A 17,402-nucleotide genomic window follows, 5' to 3' on the forward strand; every position below is an offset into this window, starting at 1 on the left:
TACACATGACAGACTACGTCTCGACCGTGACCGGTCTCGCCCCGTTGCCCGACTGGGCGAAAGACGAACTCTCTGAACTGAAGGGGCACCAGAAGCACGACCTGATCGATGGGACAGAGGGTCAGGAGATACGAAGCCGGTACGACGAGGCCCGTGCCGCGGTGATCGACCACCAGCAGTCGGTCGGACTCGACCGGATCGTGGAGGGCCAGCTCCGATGGGACGACATGCTCGCCCACCCGCTTTCCTTGGCCGACGGGGTCGAGACGAGGGGCATCGTTCGCTACTTCGACAACAACAACTTCTACCGGGAGCCGGTGATCACGGACGCGCTCGAAGCATCCGATGACCTCGCGACCGAGTTCGAACCGTTCGCCGACACGGTCGACGCCGAACGGCGACAGGTCGTCCTCCCCGGTCCGCACACGCTCGCAGAACTCGCGACGGACGAGTACTACGGGGACAACGCGTCACTGCTCGCCGGCGTCACCGACCTGCTCGTCGACGAGCTCGACTCGCTCGACGCGTTCGAAACGCTCCTCCTGCTCGATCCCGCGCTGGCCACGGACCCACCGGCGGACGGCCATGACGAACGCGTGAGCCAGGCGACCGATCGGCTCGCCGGCGCGACCGACGCGGACGTCATCGTCCACAGCTACTGGGGCCCACTGGAGGAGAAGACTTACGCGCACCTGCTCGATGCCGATATCGACGCGGTGGGCTTCGACTTCGTCACCGAACAGGACCAAAACCTCTACAACTTGCAGGAGTACGGCTGTACCGACGACATCTTCCTGGGGCTGGTCGACAGCCAGAACACGCTCGTCGAGGAACCGGAGGCCATTCGCGAACGAGTCGACTGGGTGTTCGATCGGCTCCCCGTCGCCGACTTCGAGACTGCGTACCTCGCACCGAACACGGAGACGTTCTACCTGCCCTACAGTACGTGCGAGGCGAAACTCGAGACACTCGCCGAAGCGGCGACCCTCGCGGAGGTGCGTGCCGCATGAGCGACACCAAAGCCCAGTTCCGACCCGACGACCACGACGCCGAGCACTTCATCATGACGACCGTCGTCGGGAGCTATCCCAAACCGAAGTGGCTCAACCGGGCCAGGGAACTCGCCGCGGACGACGAGGCCGCCTTCGACGACGGCGACCTGCAGGAAGCGAGCGACGACGCCGCTCGCCTGATCACCCGAGAACACGAACGGGCCGGCCTCGACGTCGTCGTCGACGGGGAGATGCGGCGCAACGAGATGGTCGAGTACTTCGCACACCGAATCGAGGGCTACGAGTTCAACGGGCCCGTCAAGGTCTGGGGCCACAACTACTTCGACAAGCCCTCGGTCGTCGACGAGGTCGAGTACGACGAACAGTGGCTCGTCGAGGAGTACGAGTTCACCGCGTCGATCGCCGAGCGACCGGTCAAAGTGCCGATCACCGGTCCGTACACGCTCGCGAACTGGTCGTTCAACGAGGCTTACCAAGACGACGAAGCATTGACCTACGATCTCGCGGACCTCGTCAACGAGGAAATCGAGAAGCTCGTCGACGCCGGCGCGCGCTACATCCAGATAGACGAACCCGCGCTGGCGACCACCCCCGACGATCACGCGATCGTCGGCCAGGCACTCGAACGAATCGTCGCAGACGTCCCTGACGACGTCCGTATCGGCCTCCACGTCTGCTACGGCGACTACTCGCGCATCTACCCCGAAATACTCGAGTTCCCCGTCGACGAGTTCGACCTCGAACTCGCCAACGGCGACTACGATCAGCTCGACGTGTTCAAAGATCCGGCATTTACTGCGGACCTCGCCCTCGGCGTGACCGACGCACACGTCGCGGATGTCGAATCCGTCGCACAGATCGAACGCAACATCGAGAAAGGACTCGAGGTCGTCCTGCCCGAACAGCTCGTCGTCTCGCCAGACTGCGGCGTGAAGTTGCTCCCTCGAGACGTCGCGTACGGAAAACTCGAGAACATGGTGACCGCAGCCAGGAACGTCGAGCGGAAACTCGACGCCGGCGAACTCGACGCTGTGGTCCAGCAGGCATCACCAGCGGACGACTAAGGCGGCCACTCCGTTCTCGATCGCTCACGTAGGACTGGCAAACGTGCAAAGAGTTACCACTCGGAGGAAAAACCGATTACTCGAGGTCGACGGTTCCGTCGCTGTCGACGGTAACAGTGTACCCTTCGTACTCGAACGTCACCGAGCCGGACGTTCGTCGCTTCCCGTCGTGTGTGGGGGCGAAGACCGCATCGAGGGCGTCGGGGTCGACGACGGTGTATAGCGGTTCGAACGCTGGCGGTTCGAGCTCCGTTACATCGACACCTTCGCGATCGGCGACGGCTTCGACGACGGCGTGGCTCAACGAACCGTCGGATGCGTCCGAACGACGCTGGGAAAGTCCCATACCAGAATCCATTCCAGACGATTGCATAAGTTTGGTGGCCCGAATAGTCACTGAATCTAACAAATAGCGCGAGACTTCCACGCCTACCCGATGCTCCGCCTATCACACAATTTTAAGAGAGTTGAAAGTGTCTTCCCGACAGCGACCGGCTGTGGACGGCGCAGGTACTTCCACCGGCACAGACGGCCACCACAACACATGACGACGAGAACGTTACACCTCCCGGTCTCGGCACCGGATCGCGTCGAATCGTTCGTCGAGTACGCGACCCTCGGAGAGTCGGTCGACTACGAACACGTGTGGCTCCCCGAAACCTGGGGTCGCGATGCCGTCTCCGTCCTCACACGGATCGCGACCGAGACCAGCGACATTGGGTTCGGGCCGAGCGTCCTCAACGTCTATTCGCGCTCACCCGCGCTGGTCGGCCAGACGGCGGCGAGTCTCCAGGAACTCTCGGACGGCCGACTGCGCGTCGCGGTCGGCCCGAGCGGCCAGGCGGTGATCGAAGGCTGGCACGGCGAGTCGTTCGATCGACCGCTCCGGCGAACCCGGGAGTTCATGGACGTCGTCAGGGCGGTGCTCTCGGGCGATGTCGTCAATTACGACGGCGATATCTTCTCACTCGGCGGCTTTCGACTCCGCTGTGACCCACCCGAGACGAGCGTCCCGATCGAAGCGGCCGGAATGGGACCGAAATCTGTCGAACTCGCGGGCCGGTTCGCCGATGGCTGGCACGCAACCGTGTTCACCCCGCACGGATTTCGCGACCGGCTCGAGGATCTCGAACGTGGGATCGACCTCGGTGACCGGTCACGCGACGACGTGACGGCGACGCTCTCGCTCACGGCGGCCGTCCACGACGACGGCGACCTCGCCCGGCGACGTTGCCGGAATCACCTGGCGTTCTACGTCGGCGCGATGGGAACGTACTACCGCGAGTCTCTCGCGCGACAGGGATATGAAGACGAGGCGATGGAGATCGCCGCCGCAGTCGCAAACGACGAACACGAACGGGTCCACGAAATCGTCGACGACGAGATGCTCGCCGACCTCGCAATTGCAGGAACCCCCGAAGAGGCGCGCGAACAACTGGCAACGTGGGAAGCGATCGATGGCCTCGACGAACTCGCGATCAGTTTCCCGCGTGGGGCGACCCACGAGGAAGTGCTCACGACGATCGACGCACTCGGTCCCGACGCCTGAGTTTCTAGCAATACGATTCTGCCAGTCCCGTGACTGCTGAACAGCGGGTACCGACAATGTGATCAGGACGACCGGCGGCCGGCGACGGCGTCGACGACCGTCCTGAATCCCGGGCTCGTTCGATACCAGCGCCACGAGCCGACGAGAACTGAGACGAGCCCGATCCCGAGAAAGACGACGAGCCCGATGGTGTACGCGGTCGCGCCATCACCACTCGCGGCGGCGACCGACGCGGGATCGTCGCCGAGTACGAAGACAGCCCCTGCATACCAGAGCGTCGCGATCACGGCGACGACGTACAGCGCTGCCCCGAACCCGTCGTTGCGTACCCAGAGCAACACCAGTCCGAGGAGCGGTCCACCGACGCCGACTCCGGCAAGAAAGGCGGTCTGATCGGTCGAAACGGAGACGTCCCCGGCGTACGCGCCGACCGCAACGAGGCCGCCGGCGACGAGGTACGCGACGAACGAGGCCGTGACGACGAGTCGATTGTCCACGATGATCGTCTCTGCTTTTCCGTCTTAACTGTTGCTGCCAAATTCACGAGGGAGGGACCGGGGACAGGGAGTTGTGACGCGACGGAACTGATCACTGTAGGCTATGCCGGTTGAGCGGACCCTACCAGCGAGCGAACGGAGAGTGAAAACCGGTGCGAGGAAAGACCCGTCACTCGATGGGAATTACGTCGGTGTCGATCGTCTCGCGGCGGCCGTCGAGGACGTCGAATCGGTCGCCCCGTCGCCGCTCGAGCCAGTACAGGAGCCGCTCGGCCCACGCGAGTTTCCTGGCTTTCGCCGAACCGACGCTCGGATCGTCGAACGCCCAGCCGACGAAGACGAGTTCGTCGGCACCGAACGAATCCGCCAAAAACGCCGCACGGTCCCCATCGGTGAAGCCGCCCACGTTGACGACGTGGCCACGAGGACGGACCTGTGTCGTCGGGAGGATCGATCCTGGCGGACACTCGGGCACGACGTCGTCGATCGCGTCGACGTTGTCGCCATGTGCGTGGACGGCGACCGGCGTCGAGCGGGCGGCGAGCTCGACTACGGTGTCCGGATTCTTATCGAGATCCGTCACCATCCAGTCGACGGTGACACCGTTTTCCTCAAGCACGTCGACGGCCGTCGATGCGGCGACGACCGCGTCAGCCCCCTTCGCGCGCTCGATAGCCCGCTCCGTTTCCAGGGAGGGGGCAGCACCCGCGACCGCCACCGTCGCGCCAGGATCGACGTCGTTGCGTCGATCGTCGAACGGGCTCGATCGATCGAGGAGTCGATCACGTGCCCGTTCGTCGGCCGTGCGGTCGTACCCGAAGTCGGTCCGAATGGCCTCGTAGATCGGTTCCCACTCGTCGAATTCGACTGTCATGGCGGGCGCTCACCAGGTAGCTGTGCAATAAATGAACGCATTGAGCCGGGTACGCCTCCAAGTACCCCTACCCGAGAGGGTTCCCGGCTTCCATCCGGTCTTTCAAATGCCTCCGGTATAAGCTTTCTCTTACCTACGACAGTCATGTGTGCGAAACACACGCACAGCAGATGGCCGACATAGTAGCGACTCGAACGGCGCCAGCGAACGCCCCTCATCGGCGATCGCGACCGAATCGGTCGCCGATCAACGCCGCGTCCCGTGTGGCGGCGACATCGTGCGTGCGGATGACGTCCGCACCACGATCGACAGCGAGCGCCGTCGCGCCGAGGCTCACGGGTAATCGCTCGTCGGTCTCCCGGTCGACGACATCGCCGAGGAAATTCTTGCGGTTGATCGAGACGAGAACGGGCTGGCCGAGCGAGCGAAATTCGGCGAGCTGATCGAACGTCGCCTGGTCGTCGGCGATCGTCTTTTCCTCGCTCCAGCCGCCGAACGCGGGATCGACGATGGTCTTGTCCGTGAGGGGCGTCGTTTCGAGGGCGGCCAGGAGTTTGTCGACATAGGTCGCCTCGGCGGCCCACTCGGGTGACTTCCTGTCGGCCCAGTCGATCGCCGACACGGCGCCCGGTCGTTCCAGATCCGGCGGGCTCGCCATCTTGACGACCGCCGCGTCCCGGGCTGCGCAGACCGAATACATGCCTTCGTCGGCGAATCCACAGATGTCGTTGACCATGTCGAATCCACGATCGAGTGCCTCCGCTGCGACTGCCCCGTACCGGGTCTCGATCGAGAAGACGGCGTCGCCGGAGACGCGTTCGATCGTCTCGATCGCGACGTCTAAGCGTTCGAGTTCCTCCTCGGCGGTGAGGACATCGAAGCGTTTGTTCGCCGATTCGAGACCGATGTCGACGATGTCTGCCCCCTCGCCGATCAATTCCTCGTCGACGTACCTGGCGGCCTCGGCCGGGTCGTCGTAGACGCTCGGGTCGTACGGCGACTCTTCGCTGACGTTCAACACGCCCATGATCCGAGGCGGGTACCCGTCGCCGATTCCGAGGCCCGCCGCATCCACGCTGTGCATACCTGTCCTGTGCAAGCGAGCCAGTTAGGGGTCGCGGTTTCGGCGATTTACCCGGAAACGGGGCGCAGACGCGTCACTTTTGCCACCGTGGCCGTTTTCATCCGGTATGACCCTGTATCACGGAATCGAACGAGCGACCTTCCCCGAACGACGATGACCACGGAAACGCCCGCTCACACCGACCCGACCGGTCCACCAGCCGTCGCCGTCGTCGACGCACAGACGCCCGGAAACGTCGGGACGATCGCCCGCGGCATGAAGAACTTCGGCTTCAGCGACCTCCTCCTCGTCGACCCACCAGAACTCTACCCGGACGGGGAGGCATACGGCTTCGCCGGACACGCCCGTGAGGACGTCCTCCCGAACGCGACTGAGATCACGTTCGACGAACTCGTCGAGACGTACCACACCGTCGGCTGCACGGCGGTCACCAACGAGGACGATCGCGGACACGTCCGGTACCCGTTCACGACGCCGGCAGCCCTGGCTGACCGCCTCTCGACGGTGGCCGCGCCGACCGTCGTCGTCTTCGGCCGCGAAGGCGTCGGGCTCACGAACGACGAACTCGCCCGGATGGACGAGATCTGTGCGATCCCTGCGAACCCCGAGTATCCGGTCCTCAATCTCGGCCAGGCCGCCACCATCACCCTCTACGAACTTCAGGAGCTGGCGCTGGAGGAGACGCAGCTTCCCGATGTCGAGCGAACTCGTGCCCCCGAACCACTACTCGAACGGTGTTTCGACGCGTGGACAGGCCTCCTGCGTGAGATCAACCATCCAGAACCGAAGCGGGCGAAAGCCGACCGAATGTTCCGCCGGCTCGTCGGTCGTGCAGATCCGACCGAAGGTGAAGCGAACACGCTTCTGGGCATCCTCAAACGGGCCAGAGACAGACCGGATCGGACGGACGAGACGAACTGAACGACCGTCGTCGGGGGCATTCACTCGGCTCGCAGCGGAAACTACACTCGGCCGAACTTACGACGAGCGCTTGCCGATCTCTTCTCGCAAAATCTCGCTCACCTGATCGCCGTCGGCCTGGCCGCGAAGGGCACCCATACACTCGCCCATGAGGCCGGAGAACGCCTGCATCCCCTCCGCTTCGACCTGGTCGGCGTTTCGCTCGACGACCTCGACGACGGCCTCTCTGACCGCGTCCTCGTCGGCACCGCCCAGTTCCTCGGCATCGACAGCCGTGACCGCCGTTCGGTCCGGGTCGGCGGCGAGCGCAGTGAGCAGTTCCGGGACCGCCTCATTGGGGATCTCTCCCTCGTCCGCCAGTGCGAGCGTGTCAGCGAGATGGTCGTCGGTGAGGACGTCGACGGCGACGTCGTCACGGCGCAGTTCGGTCAGCGTCGACTCGAGGGTGCTCGCCGCGAGCGTGGGGTCGACGCTATCCGTCGTCACTGAGCCGTCGTCCGTCTCGACGCCGTCCTCGACGACTGATTCGAATAGCGGCATGTGCGTGCCGTAAGCGACCTGTTCGGCCAGACCTGCGTCGAGTTCGTGGTCGGCCTGATAGCGTTCGACCTTCGCCGTGAGCAGTTCCGGGACCGGAACGTCGCTCGGATCGGGTTCGACCGGCGGGACGTCCGTCTCGGGGTACATCCGCGCGGCGCCGGGGAGGGGCCGGAGGTAGCGCGTCGTTCCGTCCTCGTTCGCCCCGCGAGTCTCCTCGGGGACACCGGAGATGGCGGTTTCGGCACGCTCGGCCGCGGCCTCGATAGCACCCGGTGCGACGTCCTGGGCTGCGGCGACGAGTGCGACGGCGTCGTCCGGGTCGGCGTCGACCGCCGCTCTGAGTGACGCGACTTCGGTTTCGGTCACGCCGTAGGCCGGCAGCTCGTCGGTGTGGAAGATGCCACCCGCGCCGTGGCGCTTCGCGTGATCGGACAGTTCGGTGCCGAGTCGGCGATCGGGGGCGATCTCGCGGCCGACGAGCCCGTCGAAGCCGGCAAGTCGTACCGCGTAGACGGCGCCGCCGTCGTTCAGGGCACCGGCGATCACGCCGCTGTCGGTGTCCTCGAAGACGGCAGTGACGTCCGTCGACTCGCCGACGGCCGCGTCGCGCGCTTCGAGTTCGCCCGCGATCTCGACGAGTTCGACCTGTCGCTCGGCCTCGTGACGAACGATGTCGTCGATGTCGTCCAGACTCTGGACGCCCTTGATCTCGACACGAGCACCCGCCTCGATGGAGACGTTGACGTCCTGGCGGATCGTTCCCAGGCCGCGTTTGACCTTCCCAGTCGATCGCAGCAGCATGCCGATTCGTTCGGCCGCCTCGCGGGTCTGTTCGGGTGACCGCAGATCCGGCTTCGTCCCGATCTCGACCAGTGGGAGTCCCAGCCGATCGAGACTGTATCGGACGCCGTCGTCCGTCTCGGCGACGCGCTGGGCGCTCTCCTCTTCTATCATCAGGTCCTCGATACCGACCGGTCCCGCTTCGGTCTCGATCTCGCCCCCGGTCGCGACCAGCGCCGATCGCTGAAAGCCCGCCGTGTTCGATCCGTCGACGACGAGTTTGCGCATGACGTGGGCCTGATCCACCGGATCCATGTCGAGTAGCTGAGCGATCTCGAGGACCGTCTCCAGCGCCTCGTCGTCGAGCCGGCGCGGCGGTTCGTCGTCCTCCTCGACGAGACACGTCGAGTCGTACGCGAGGTACTCGAACTCCCGATCGACCCGGCTCTCCTCCAGTGCGGCCCGATCGATCTCGCCGAGTTCGCTGCGCGTCGGGTGGAGATAGCGGGTGAACGTGCGCGTCGCCTCCTCGGGCTCACGAAGCGCCGTCGGGCACGAACAGAACAGCTTCGAGTCGGTGTCCAGCTGCTGGTGGATCTCGAGACCAGCGACCAGACCGAGATCTGCGTAGTCGTCTGCGTCCATTAGGCGAGAATGGGTGCCGCCGGGGTAAAAAACCGTTCAGTTTCCGCGCCCGTGTGAGATGCGGGTTCGGCACCCGTGAGGGATTGCCGTTTCGACGCTCGCTCGATGGACGAGGTCGGTTCCCGACCGACTGCCGTCAGCACCAAGGCGTTAATCTTGGCCCAAAATCCCGCGCTCGGCCATCTTCCGCGGGTCGAGCACCTCGTCGGCCTCGTCCTCGTCGAGGTAGCCCTTCTCGAGAACGACCTCGCGGACCGTCTTGTCCTCCTTGAGCGCCGTTTTGGCGACCTCGCTGGCTTTGTCGTAGCCGATGTGGACGTTGAGCGAGGTGGCCATCGCCATCGACTCCTCGACGCGTTCGGCGCAATACTCCTCGTTCGCTTCCAGCTTGCTGACGAATCGGTCGGCGAACACCTGGCTGGCGTTCGAGATGAGTTCCGCCGACTGCAGGAAGTTGTGGGCGAGGACGGGTTTGTAGAGGTTGAGGTCGATCTGTCCCTCGGCGGCGCCGGCGGAGACGGCGGCGTCGTTGCCGACGACCTGCTTGTGGACCTGGTTGACCGCCTCGGCGACGACCGGGTTGATCTTACCGGGCATGATCGAGGAGCCGGGCTGGTTCTCGGGTTGCTCGATCTCGCCGAGGCCGTTGCGGGGCCCCGACGCGAGTAGGCGGAGGTCGTTGGCGATCTTGTTGAGCGAACCGGCGACGACGCGCAGCGCCCCGTGGGCCTCGCTCATCGCGTCGTGGGCCGCCTGCGCCTCGAAGTGGTTGTCCGCCTCGCGGAACTGGACGCCGGTCTCCTTCGTGATGTACTCGGCGGCGCGACCCGGGAAGTCCGGATGGGTATTCAGGCCCGTCCCGGTGGCGGTACCGCCGAGGGCGAGTTCCGAGAGGTGATCGCGGACATTGTCGACGCGCCCGAGTCCCTTCTCGACCTGCGTACGGTAGCCGCCGAACTCCTGTCCGAGCGTCACCGGCGTCGCGTCCTGGAGGTGCGTGCGCCCGGTCTTGACGACGTCGTCGAACTCTTCGGCCTTCGACTCCAAGGCCTCGCGAAGCTGGTCGAGCGCCGGGATGACGTCCTTCTCGACGGCCTCGAGGGCGGCGACGTGCATCGCGGTCGGGATGACGTCGTTCGAGGACTGCCCGTAGTTGACGTGGTCGTTCGGATGGACGACCCGATCGCCGATCTCGGCGCCCATGAGCTCGGCCGCGCGGTTAGCGATGACCTCGTTTGCGTTCATGTTCGACGAGGTTCCCGATCCCGTCTGGAAGATATCGACGGGGAACTGATCGTCGTGTTCGCCGGCGATGACCTCGTCAGCGGCCTCGACGATGGCTTCCGCGACGTCCGCCTCGATCAGGTCCAGATCACGGTTGGCCTGGGCCGCCGCCTTCTTCACCACGCCGAGTGCACGGACGAAGCGGCGGCCGAACCGGATCCCCGAGATGGGGAAGTTCTCCACGGCCCGCTGGGTCTGGGCGCCCCAGTAGGCGTCGGCCGGTACCTGCATCTCGCCGAGACTGTCCGCCTCCGTTCGGAACTCGTCTGCCATACCGCGGCGTTGTCCGTGCGCGGGGTAAAAGTCACCGAAACCCGCCGCAAGCGTATCTCCGGGGCCGACGGTTGAACGACGCTAGTACAGCGTCACCCGCGGGCATCAGTCCGATCAACCCGCACGAAGGATTAGAGGAAGTCGCTCGACAGCGACGCGTCGTCACGGGCTAGCGACGCCTGCAGTCTGTCTCGGCCCGTGTCGGTGACGTCGCGAGCGATCGGCAGGTCAACGTCGTAGATCGTCGGGTTCGACCAGGCGAACGTCCGGGAACTCGCCGTGTCGACGACGACCGAGGCGAGTTCCAGCCGACGCTGAAAGATCGATCGTCGCGTCGAAATTGTCTGGATCCGGTAGTACGGAATCACCGTCGTCTTGCGCGACCAGAACCCCTCGCGGACGATCAGGTGCTCGTCGCCGACGGCGTATCCGAGGTTCGCCCACCTGAGATGTGCCGCCGGCGGCACGGCCAGATAGGTCACCAGCCCGATGTACCAGGCGTCGAACGGCGTCACGAGAGCTAGTCCGTAGAGCGCACCGACGACCACCGTCGCGACGAGCGAGTACCTGACGAGATACCGACGTCTGGCGACTCTCGTCGGACGATTGAACGTCGGTGGTTCGACACTGGTGAGGCGTTCGGCGAACCCGTGTGCCCGGGGTCGTTTCGCGAACGGAACGGCGGACTGACTTCCACTGTCGCTATCGGGCCCGTATCCGGCCGTTTCGACCACCAGTCCGGCGTAGCCGAGCAGGCGCTGGATCGGGTTGTCCGTAATCGTCACGGACTGGACCTTCCCGAGCGGAATGCTCCCGCTGTAGCGTTGCAGGAGGCCACGCTCGTAGACGAGATCGTTTCCGGCCCTGCCAAGGCGAAAGCCGTAGTACGAGGCGAACGTGTACGCGATACTCAACGCGTAGGTCACGACGACGGCGTGGAGCACGGAGATGGTCCCCAGGAGGACGCCACGCGACGAACCGGCTACGTCGGAAGGGGCCTGCTGGGTTACGCTGTCGGTCACCGCGAGCAGGTAGTCGACGATGAAGTCGGTCCCGAAGAGGGTGAGAAAACCGAGTGCCGCCACCGCAGCAGGACGAAAGGACGCGAACGAGTACAGAAGCAACTCGCGCATCTCGAGTTCGAACAGCTGTTTTGGCCGTCCCGGCGAGCCGGCGGACTCGGTCGCTGTGCCAGCTCCAGTTGCGTCAGTATCAGCCGCCATCTCCGACGAGTGTCGAGCACTGGCTCCGTCGATATCGGGGTGTTCCCCGTCCGTCGATGCCTCACCGAGACGGTCGCCCGCCGATTCGTCACTGGATCGCTCACCAGCCGTTCGTCTCTCCTCTCGCCGCCTGCGAGCGGCTCGATCGGACGACATCGTCAGTCGACGAATCTCGCGCTGGAGACGGTCGGCTTCGCCGTCGTCGACAAAATCGAGCGTCGCTTCGCTCGCCCCGCCGCCCGCAGTCTCGATCGTGACGACGGCGATGCCGAGGATCCGGGAGACGACCCCCTGTCTGATGTCGACGTTCTGGACCCGGCCGAGCGGGATTTCGCGATCCCGGCGGGAGAGAACGCCGGACGCGATGTCGAACGTGTCGTCTGTCAGTTCGTACTCGAATCGGTAGTAGTAGGCGACGCCATAGGCGGCACCGACGAGAAAGCCGAGTGCCGAAAGAACGAACGCCCAGCTGATGTCGACGGCAGCGACGAACCCAGAGGAGATCGAGACCAAGAAGAACAGCATCGAACCCCCGACGAACCCGCGCTGAAGGGCGGTCGTGACGGCGCTCAAGGGGTGGAGACGGTTCGTGTTCATACGGCGTCTGCGGCCTCACTTTCGACGGCGAGTTCGCGCAGCGTGTCCTGCAGCTCCCGGGCCCGATCGGGCGTCAGTCCCGGGATACGAACGTCGGCGTTGCGCGAGCCGGCGGTGTAGACGACCACGCTCGACAGACCGAGCGCGCGTTCGATCGGACCGAACTGGGTGTCCACGTGCTGGACTCGAACGTACGGGACAGCCGTCTCCACGAACGTGATAACGCCACGTTCGAGGTACAGCGAGTCGGCCTCGAGGTCGAACGCCCAGCGACCGTAGAGCACGATCGCGTGGACGACGCCGAGCACGACGGCGATCGAGACGACTGCGAGTAGCCCGGCCATCGGCAGTGAACGAAGCCAGGAATCGACGGCGAGAAGAACGAAACCGAGCACAGCCGCCCCGAGAACGGCCCGTGCGATCCAGACCAGTCGGATGCGCGGGTGGAGCGTTTCCATACACGGAGTCGGGACACGCAGATTGTAAACGTACCGGTCACCACCGCTTCCTTTCGGATGGACCGTCTCACCCTCAATCAGTGTCGATTGGGGACGATTGGCACGAATTTTACAGTAGCCACTGGCCACAGTGGCCAGTAGTGTACCACGACACCGAACGGAGTATATCCGATCGATCCTGCCCTCGTCGAGAGGGAGTTACTCCGCGTGCTCGTCGGGCGTGTACGTCGAGAGTTCGAGTGCGTGAATGTCGGTCGTCATGTGATCACCGAGGGCGTCGTAGACGAGCTGGTGTTGGTCGACGAGCGACTCGCCCTCGAAGGCCGGCGACACCACGGTCGCCGCCAGGTGATCGTCGTCGTGTTCCCCGCGTGCCCGATGGACGTCCGCCTCGGCGTTGGGGAGTGCATCCTCGATCAACTGCTGAACGGCTTGGGGTTCCATACTCGTTCACTGCAGGTGACGCGCCAAAAGCCGCGCGGTCCGGTCCTGTACACGTGAGGGGGACAGACAGCCAGTAGTCGAATCTGACTGCCGGACACCTTTGGTCGGCGTCCACGCATATCAGGGCCTTTATGCGATCTGCCTTCCCCAACTCCGGCATGTCACTCGCGGCAGCCACACGGGATGCGGTCGACGAGTATCCGTTCCTCGTCGACGCACTACGCGCGGGAATCTGTAACTATACCGCCGCCGCGCGTTTTCTGGACGTCGACGGCGAGGTCGACGCCGTCGCGACGGCACTGCGGCGCTACGGGGAAGCCCTCACGGAGTACGAGACGGCCTCACGAGACGTCCGCGTCACGATGGAGAGTGGCATCGAACCGGTCGAAGAACCGGACGCGGCACTTTTGCGGGTCGGTGAGATCGCACTCGGCCCCGGACGCGGCGACCAAACGGCGATCGTCGCCACCGGCGAGATCGACGCTGCGGGGGTCGCCGGCGCGATGGGCCGCTGCCGGGTCGACGGAATCGATCTGGACGCCGTCTCGTTCGTCGCTGGATCGACGGCCGCGTTCGTCGTTTCACGACGGGACGGCGCCAACGCTCTCAGAGGTATCGAGAACTCGTTCGACGCTGTCCCGGCGGACGCCGAGTAGGGAGTCGAACTCGCTGGCCGATTCCGTTCCACCAGCGTTCGGGGTGCATCCAACGCTTTATCACTCACCCGCGGGTATCACCGGGCAATGACCCTGCACGTGACGAACACGTTGACGGGTGAGACGGAACCGTTCGAGCCACAGGATCCCGACGACGTCACGCTTTACTACTGTGGGCTGACGGTCTCCGATCCGCCCCACCTCGGGCACGCCCGCTCGTGGGTCCACGTCGACGTCATGCACCGCTGGCTCTCCCATCTGGGGTACGACGTCGCCCACGTGGAGAACTTTACCGACGTCAACGAGAAGATCGTCGCTCGCGTCGGCGAAGACGACCTCGGAACGTCCGAAGCGTCGGTTGCGCACACGTACATCGGCCAGGCCATCGAGGACATGCGCGCGCTCAACCTGCTGCGCGCCGACGTTTATCCGCGGGTCTCCGAACACGTTCCCGAGATAATCGACCTGGTCGAGACGCTCGTCGAGCGCGGCTACGCTTACGAGTCGAATGGCTCCGTCTACTTCGACGTGACGGCGTTCGACGATTACGGCGCGCTCTCGAACCAGTCGATCGACGACATCGAATCCCAGGGCGAGCCGGACGAACGGACCGAGAAACGACACCCGGCCGACTTCGCCCTCTGGAAGGCCGACGGGGTCGACCCCGACGCGATCGCGGACCACCGCCACGACGGCGCCGCCCCGGCGGCCGAATCCTGTGAAACCGCCCAGACCTGGGATTCACCGTGGGGAGACGGCCGGCCAGGCTGGCATATCGAGTGTTCCGCGATGAGCATGGCCCACCTCGGAGAGACGCTCGACATCCACGTCGGCGGGCGCGACCTCGTCTTCCCGCACCACGAAAACGAGATCGCCCAGTCCGAAGCCGCCACGGACCAGCAGTTCGCACGGTACTGGCTCCACTGCGAACTCTTCGAACTCGACGACGAGAAGATGTCCTCGAGTCTGGGGAACTTCGTCACCGTCTCCGATGCGGTATCGCGCTGGGGAACGAACGTCGTTCGGACGTTCCTCACCGCTGGCGCGTACAACAGTTCACAGATCTACAGCGAGGAGGCGATCGACGAAGCCGAAAAGCGCTGGGACCGCCTCGAGCGTGCGTACGAGGACGCGACGGCCGCCCTCGATTCGCCCGACGCCCACACCAAGGAAACCGACCGGGCGCTTCGCGACTCGGTCGACACCGCCATCACGGCGTTCGAATCGGCCATGAACGACGACTTCAACACGCGTGAGGCCCAGACTGCCCTCCTCGATCTCGCACGCGCACTCAACAGTCACCGCGAGGCGACCGACGACTACGATTACGAGGGACTCAGGCGTGGCGTCGACGCGATGGAACGCTACGGCGCGATCCTCGGCCTCTCGTTCGACGGCGAGACTACGGGCGACGTCTCCCTGGCTGGCGAACTGGTCGAGTTCCTGCTCTCCATCCGCGAGCGTGAGCGCGAGGCCGGGAACTACGAACGCGCGGACGAACTCCGGGACGAACTCCAGGCGCTCGGTGTGGACGTCCAGGACAGCGACGACGGGCCGACGTTCCGCCTTCCCTGAGCAACGCCGTTTTGGATCGACACCGGCTGGTGATAGCAACACCACCAGCTCCTGGGTCGATTGCTCGACGAATCACCGGGTCGCAAAAATCGAGGAGCGTCCGACGGAGCGTTCGGATCGTCGATCAGAGTCCAAGGGCGCTCCAGAGCGACGCGCCGGTCGCCACCGCACCGAGGAGGTATCCGCCGATCGCCCCACCGTTCAACAGCGGAAGCCCCGCGTGGGCCCGCCCCTTCACGACCATCCAGAGCAAGATCACGAGCCCCGCGGTCGTCCCGGCGATCGCACCGAGCGCGGGGAGCGTGAGGGAGACGAACGGAATAGCGAACTGTGGCGCGTCGAGGAACGTGACGCTGCTGGCGACGAGGATCGTCGGGATGACGGCGTCACCGAGCCCGATGAACAGCGCGTCCCGGTCCAGTCCGTCGGACTCCGCAGAGGTCGGGTTCGACTCGCTCCCGGTGCCGTCCGTCGCCAGATTCGTGGTCTCTTCCCCGTCGCTCGACACCGAATCCATGGTTGATGCATCCGAAGGTACACTATCGCCTTCTGACACTTCCGGGCGGTCATCATCGTCGACCGATGCATCGGGCCGACCACCATCGTCGTCGATGTAGGAGTAGCCAACCGTCGCGGGTACGACAAAAACGACCGGAATCTTCAGATCGAGGACGCCATCGGCCAGCGAGAGCATGTGCTCGGTCCGGTAGACGCTGATCGCGTCGTAGATCGCGAGGACGGACAGAAAGAGGATGGCCGGAAAGAGGCCGAAACTGATCCCGAAGAGTGCCGCCGCACCGGCGGCCATCACCACCCCGGCAGCGTCGATGATGTACCATTCCGGGTAGGCGAGCAAGCCGACGCCGATACCCACCGACGCGAGCACTGCGAGGACGTTGAGACCGTTTACCGTGACGGCTGGCGGGATCAGGACGACGAAGACGTACCACGAGAGCATCACGCTCACGCCGACGATGAGCCAGCGGATGAACCGATCGCCGTCGTACCGGAAAGCCGCGAGCATGATCGCCGTCGCGACGAGGATGACACCGAAGAAGACGCCGGAGTTCGCCGGGTCCTGCGGATTCTCGACGGCAGGCCCGTGGGTCGTCTGGAACGGTTCGACGAGTGCCAGTGCGCCGAACTGCACGCCGAGAAAGATCCCAACGACGCCAGCTGCCGACAGCACCACTCGAGCGCGGTCGTTCATTTGGCCCCTCTTTGGACGGGGCCGGTATCTGTGTTGTGTTCGATGGAGCGCCACCTACCCCGGTCGAGTGGCTCAGTACAGGTTGCAACAGTGAGCGGCAAGTGAACCGGCCGAACCCAGATCATCTCTTCCCAACGCGTGATTCACTTGACGTAGATGCGCTCCCCGACGAGTGTCGGAGGATGGACGGACGAGGACGGCGTCACGGCGAAGTAGGGCTCGGCGACGGGCCCGAAGACGTCGACCACCCGACCGACACTGGTGAGCGAATCGTCGAGTACTGGAGTGCCGATGTCGATGTCATCAGTTGCTCGACAGACGAGCAATCCCTGCGCCACCTCGACCACGGAGCCAGCGCGACGCATCAGCTTCGCATTGCCCCCACGTAGGCGGCGACGGCCTGAACCAGATCGTTCTTCGTCGAATCCTCCGCCCCGCGAACGACGACCCGCCCGCGAGTGCGCCACGGTTCCCGTGAGTAGGTTTTGTCGCGCTCGACGGTGGCGTCGTAGCCAACCTGCTGGACGGCCTTGGCGATTTCGTCGACCGTGGGCTCGGAGACGGCCAGCTCGTGTGGGACCCGACGACCTTCGCGCCGGGTCCGCTCCGCATCGAGATAGGCGGGCCAGATGACGTTCTCGACCATACTCGTGGCTGGGGGATGGAGGGGGTAAATCCTTCGCAAATCCGATCGGAACATCAGCTGTCAAAATAC

The 17,402-nt window shown here is 64.7% G+C and carries 17 protein-coding genes and 1 pseudogene; 6 read left to right on the forward strand and 12 right to left on the reverse strand.

Annotation, left to right across the window (positions count from 1 at the left end; translation table 11 throughout):
- Positions 1-5 precede the first annotated feature (5 nt).
- Both C479_RS01700 and C479_RS01705 read left to right on the forward strand, forming a co-directional pair.
- Positions 6-1,010, forward strand: coding sequence for a hypothetical protein (locus C479_RS01700; RefSeq protein WP_007696889.1), 1,005 nt, complete (start codon positions 6-8; stop codon positions 1,008-1,010).
- Entirely contained in the window at positions 1,007-2,077 is a 1,071-nt protein-coding gene (locus C479_RS01705; RefSeq protein WP_007696892.1) for a methionine synthase, read from the forward strand. The genes C479_RS01700 and C479_RS01705 overlap by 4 nt, the downstream gene beginning before the upstream one ends.
- A 76-nt stretch (positions 2,078-2,153) precedes the next feature.
- Here the strand turns inward: C479_RS01705 and C479_RS01710 are convergent, their stop codons facing one another.
- Positions 2,154-2,423 carry a HalOD1 output domain-containing protein gene (locus tag C479_RS01710; protein WP_007696895.1) on the reverse strand — a complete coding sequence of 90 codons (270 nt, stop codon included), beginning with the start codon at positions 2,421-2,423 and terminating at the stop codon, positions 2,154-2,156.
- A gap of 198 nt (positions 2,424-2,621) precedes the next feature.
- On the opposite strand from C479_RS01710, the gene C479_RS01715 reads away from it, so the two are divergent.
- A complete protein-coding gene (locus C479_RS01715; protein WP_007696900.1) occupies positions 2,622-3,626 on the forward strand; it encodes a TIGR04024 family LLM class F420-dependent oxidoreductase in 1,005 nt (334 codons plus the stop codon).
- A gap of 62 nt (positions 3,627-3,688) precedes the next feature.
- On the opposite strand, the gene C479_RS01720 is transcribed toward C479_RS01715, so the two are convergent.
- The 3 genes and pseudogenes from C479_RS01720 to folP form a co-directional block, all read right to left on the reverse strand.
- The gene (locus C479_RS01720) at positions 3,689-4,123 is read right to left on the reverse strand and encodes a hypothetical protein (RefSeq protein WP_007696902.1); all 435 of its coding nucleotides are present in this window, start codon (positions 4,121-4,123) and stop codon (positions 3,689-3,691) included.
- Between the two features lie 169 nt (positions 4,124-4,292).
- A complete protein-coding gene (locus tag C479_RS01725; RefSeq protein ID WP_007696905.1) occupies positions 4,293-4,997 on the reverse strand; it encodes a 6-hydroxymethylpterin diphosphokinase MptE-like protein in 705 nt (234 codons plus the stop codon).
- A 232-nt stretch (positions 4,998-5,229) separates the two neighbouring features.
- Positions 5,230-6,081: pseudogene (gene folP, locus C479_RS01730) on the reverse strand (dihydropteroate synthase); the annotation flags it as partial.
- 153 nt (positions 6,082-6,234) lie between these two features.
- Here folP and C479_RS01735 point away from each other — a divergent pair.
- Positions 6,235-7,002 carry an RNA methyltransferase gene (locus C479_RS01735; protein ID WP_007696911.1) on the forward strand — a complete coding sequence of 256 codons (768 nt, stop codon included), beginning with the start codon at positions 6,235-6,237 and terminating at the stop codon, positions 7,000-7,002.
- Between the two features lie 57 nt (positions 7,003-7,059).
- On the opposite strand, the gene gatE is transcribed toward C479_RS01735, so the two are convergent.
- From gatE to C479_RS01760, 5 genes are all read right to left on the reverse strand, one after another.
- Entirely contained in the window at positions 7,060-8,967 is a 1,908-nt protein-coding gene (gene gatE, locus C479_RS01740) for a Glu-tRNA(Gln) amidotransferase subunit GatE (protein WP_007696914.1), read from the reverse strand.
- 150 nt (positions 8,968-9,117) lie between these two features.
- Positions 9,118-10,524, reverse strand: a complete 1,407-nt coding sequence (locus tag C479_RS01745) for a class II fumarate hydratase (protein ID WP_007696916.1) — start codon at positions 10,522-10,524, stop codon at positions 9,118-9,120.
- 131 nt (positions 10,525-10,655) lie between these two features.
- Positions 10,656-12,344, reverse strand: a complete 1,689-nt coding sequence (locus C479_RS01750) for a PH domain-containing protein (protein WP_007696919.1) — start codon at positions 12,342-12,344, stop codon at positions 10,656-10,658.
- Entirely contained in the window at positions 12,341-12,802 is a 462-nt protein-coding gene (locus tag C479_RS01755; RefSeq protein WP_007696921.1) for a PH domain-containing protein, read from the reverse strand. The genes C479_RS01750 and C479_RS01755 overlap by 4 nt, the downstream gene beginning before the upstream one ends.
- A 198-nt stretch (positions 12,803-13,000) precedes the next feature.
- Positions 13,001-13,246, reverse strand: a complete 246-nt coding sequence (locus tag C479_RS01760; protein ID WP_007696924.1) for a BolA family protein — start codon at positions 13,244-13,246, stop codon at positions 13,001-13,003.
- A gap of 158 nt (positions 13,247-13,404) precedes the next feature.
- Here C479_RS01760 and C479_RS01765 point away from each other — a divergent pair, with 158 nt between their 5' ends.
- Complete coding sequence (locus C479_RS01765; RefSeq protein ID WP_007696927.1) at positions 13,405-13,902, forward strand: DUF7523 family protein; 498 nt, start codon at positions 13,405-13,407, stop codon at positions 13,900-13,902.
- 87 nt (positions 13,903-13,989) lie between these two features.
- On the forward strand, positions 13,990-15,477 hold the full coding sequence (gene cysS / locus C479_RS01770) for a cysteine--tRNA ligase (RefSeq protein WP_007696929.1): 1,488 nt from the start codon (positions 13,990-13,992) through the stop codon (positions 15,475-15,477).
- Positions 15,478-15,601: 124 nt separating this feature from the next.
- On the opposite strand, the gene C479_RS01775 is transcribed toward cysS, so the two are convergent.
- The 3 genes from C479_RS01775 to srp19 all read right to left on the reverse strand — a co-directional run bounded on the left by C479_RS01775 (position 15,602) and on the right by srp19 (position 17,333).
- Positions 15,602-16,687 (reverse strand): presenilin family intramembrane aspartyl protease PSH, encoded by a 1,086-nt coding sequence (locus tag C479_RS01775; protein ID WP_049907008.1) that lies wholly within the window; start codon positions 16,685-16,687, stop codon positions 15,602-15,604.
- Positions 16,688-16,830: 143 nt separating this feature from the next.
- Entirely contained in the window at positions 16,831-17,052 is a 222-nt protein-coding gene (locus C479_RS01780) for an H/ACA ribonucleoprotein complex subunit GAR1 (protein WP_007696932.1), read from the reverse strand.
- Positions 17,052-17,333 carry a signal recognition particle subunit SRP19 gene (gene srp19 / locus C479_RS01785; protein WP_007696934.1) on the reverse strand — a complete coding sequence of 94 codons (282 nt, stop codon included), beginning with the start codon at positions 17,331-17,333 and terminating at the stop codon, positions 17,052-17,054. The genes C479_RS01780 and srp19 overlap by 1 nt, the downstream gene beginning before the upstream one ends.
- Positions 17,334-17,402 lie beyond the last annotated feature (69 nt).

The sequence above is a fragment of the Halovivax asiaticus JCM 14624 genome (assembly GCF_000337515.1).
GTDB lineage: Archaea > Halobacteriota > Halobacteria > Halobacteriales > Natrialbaceae > Halovivax > Halovivax asiaticus.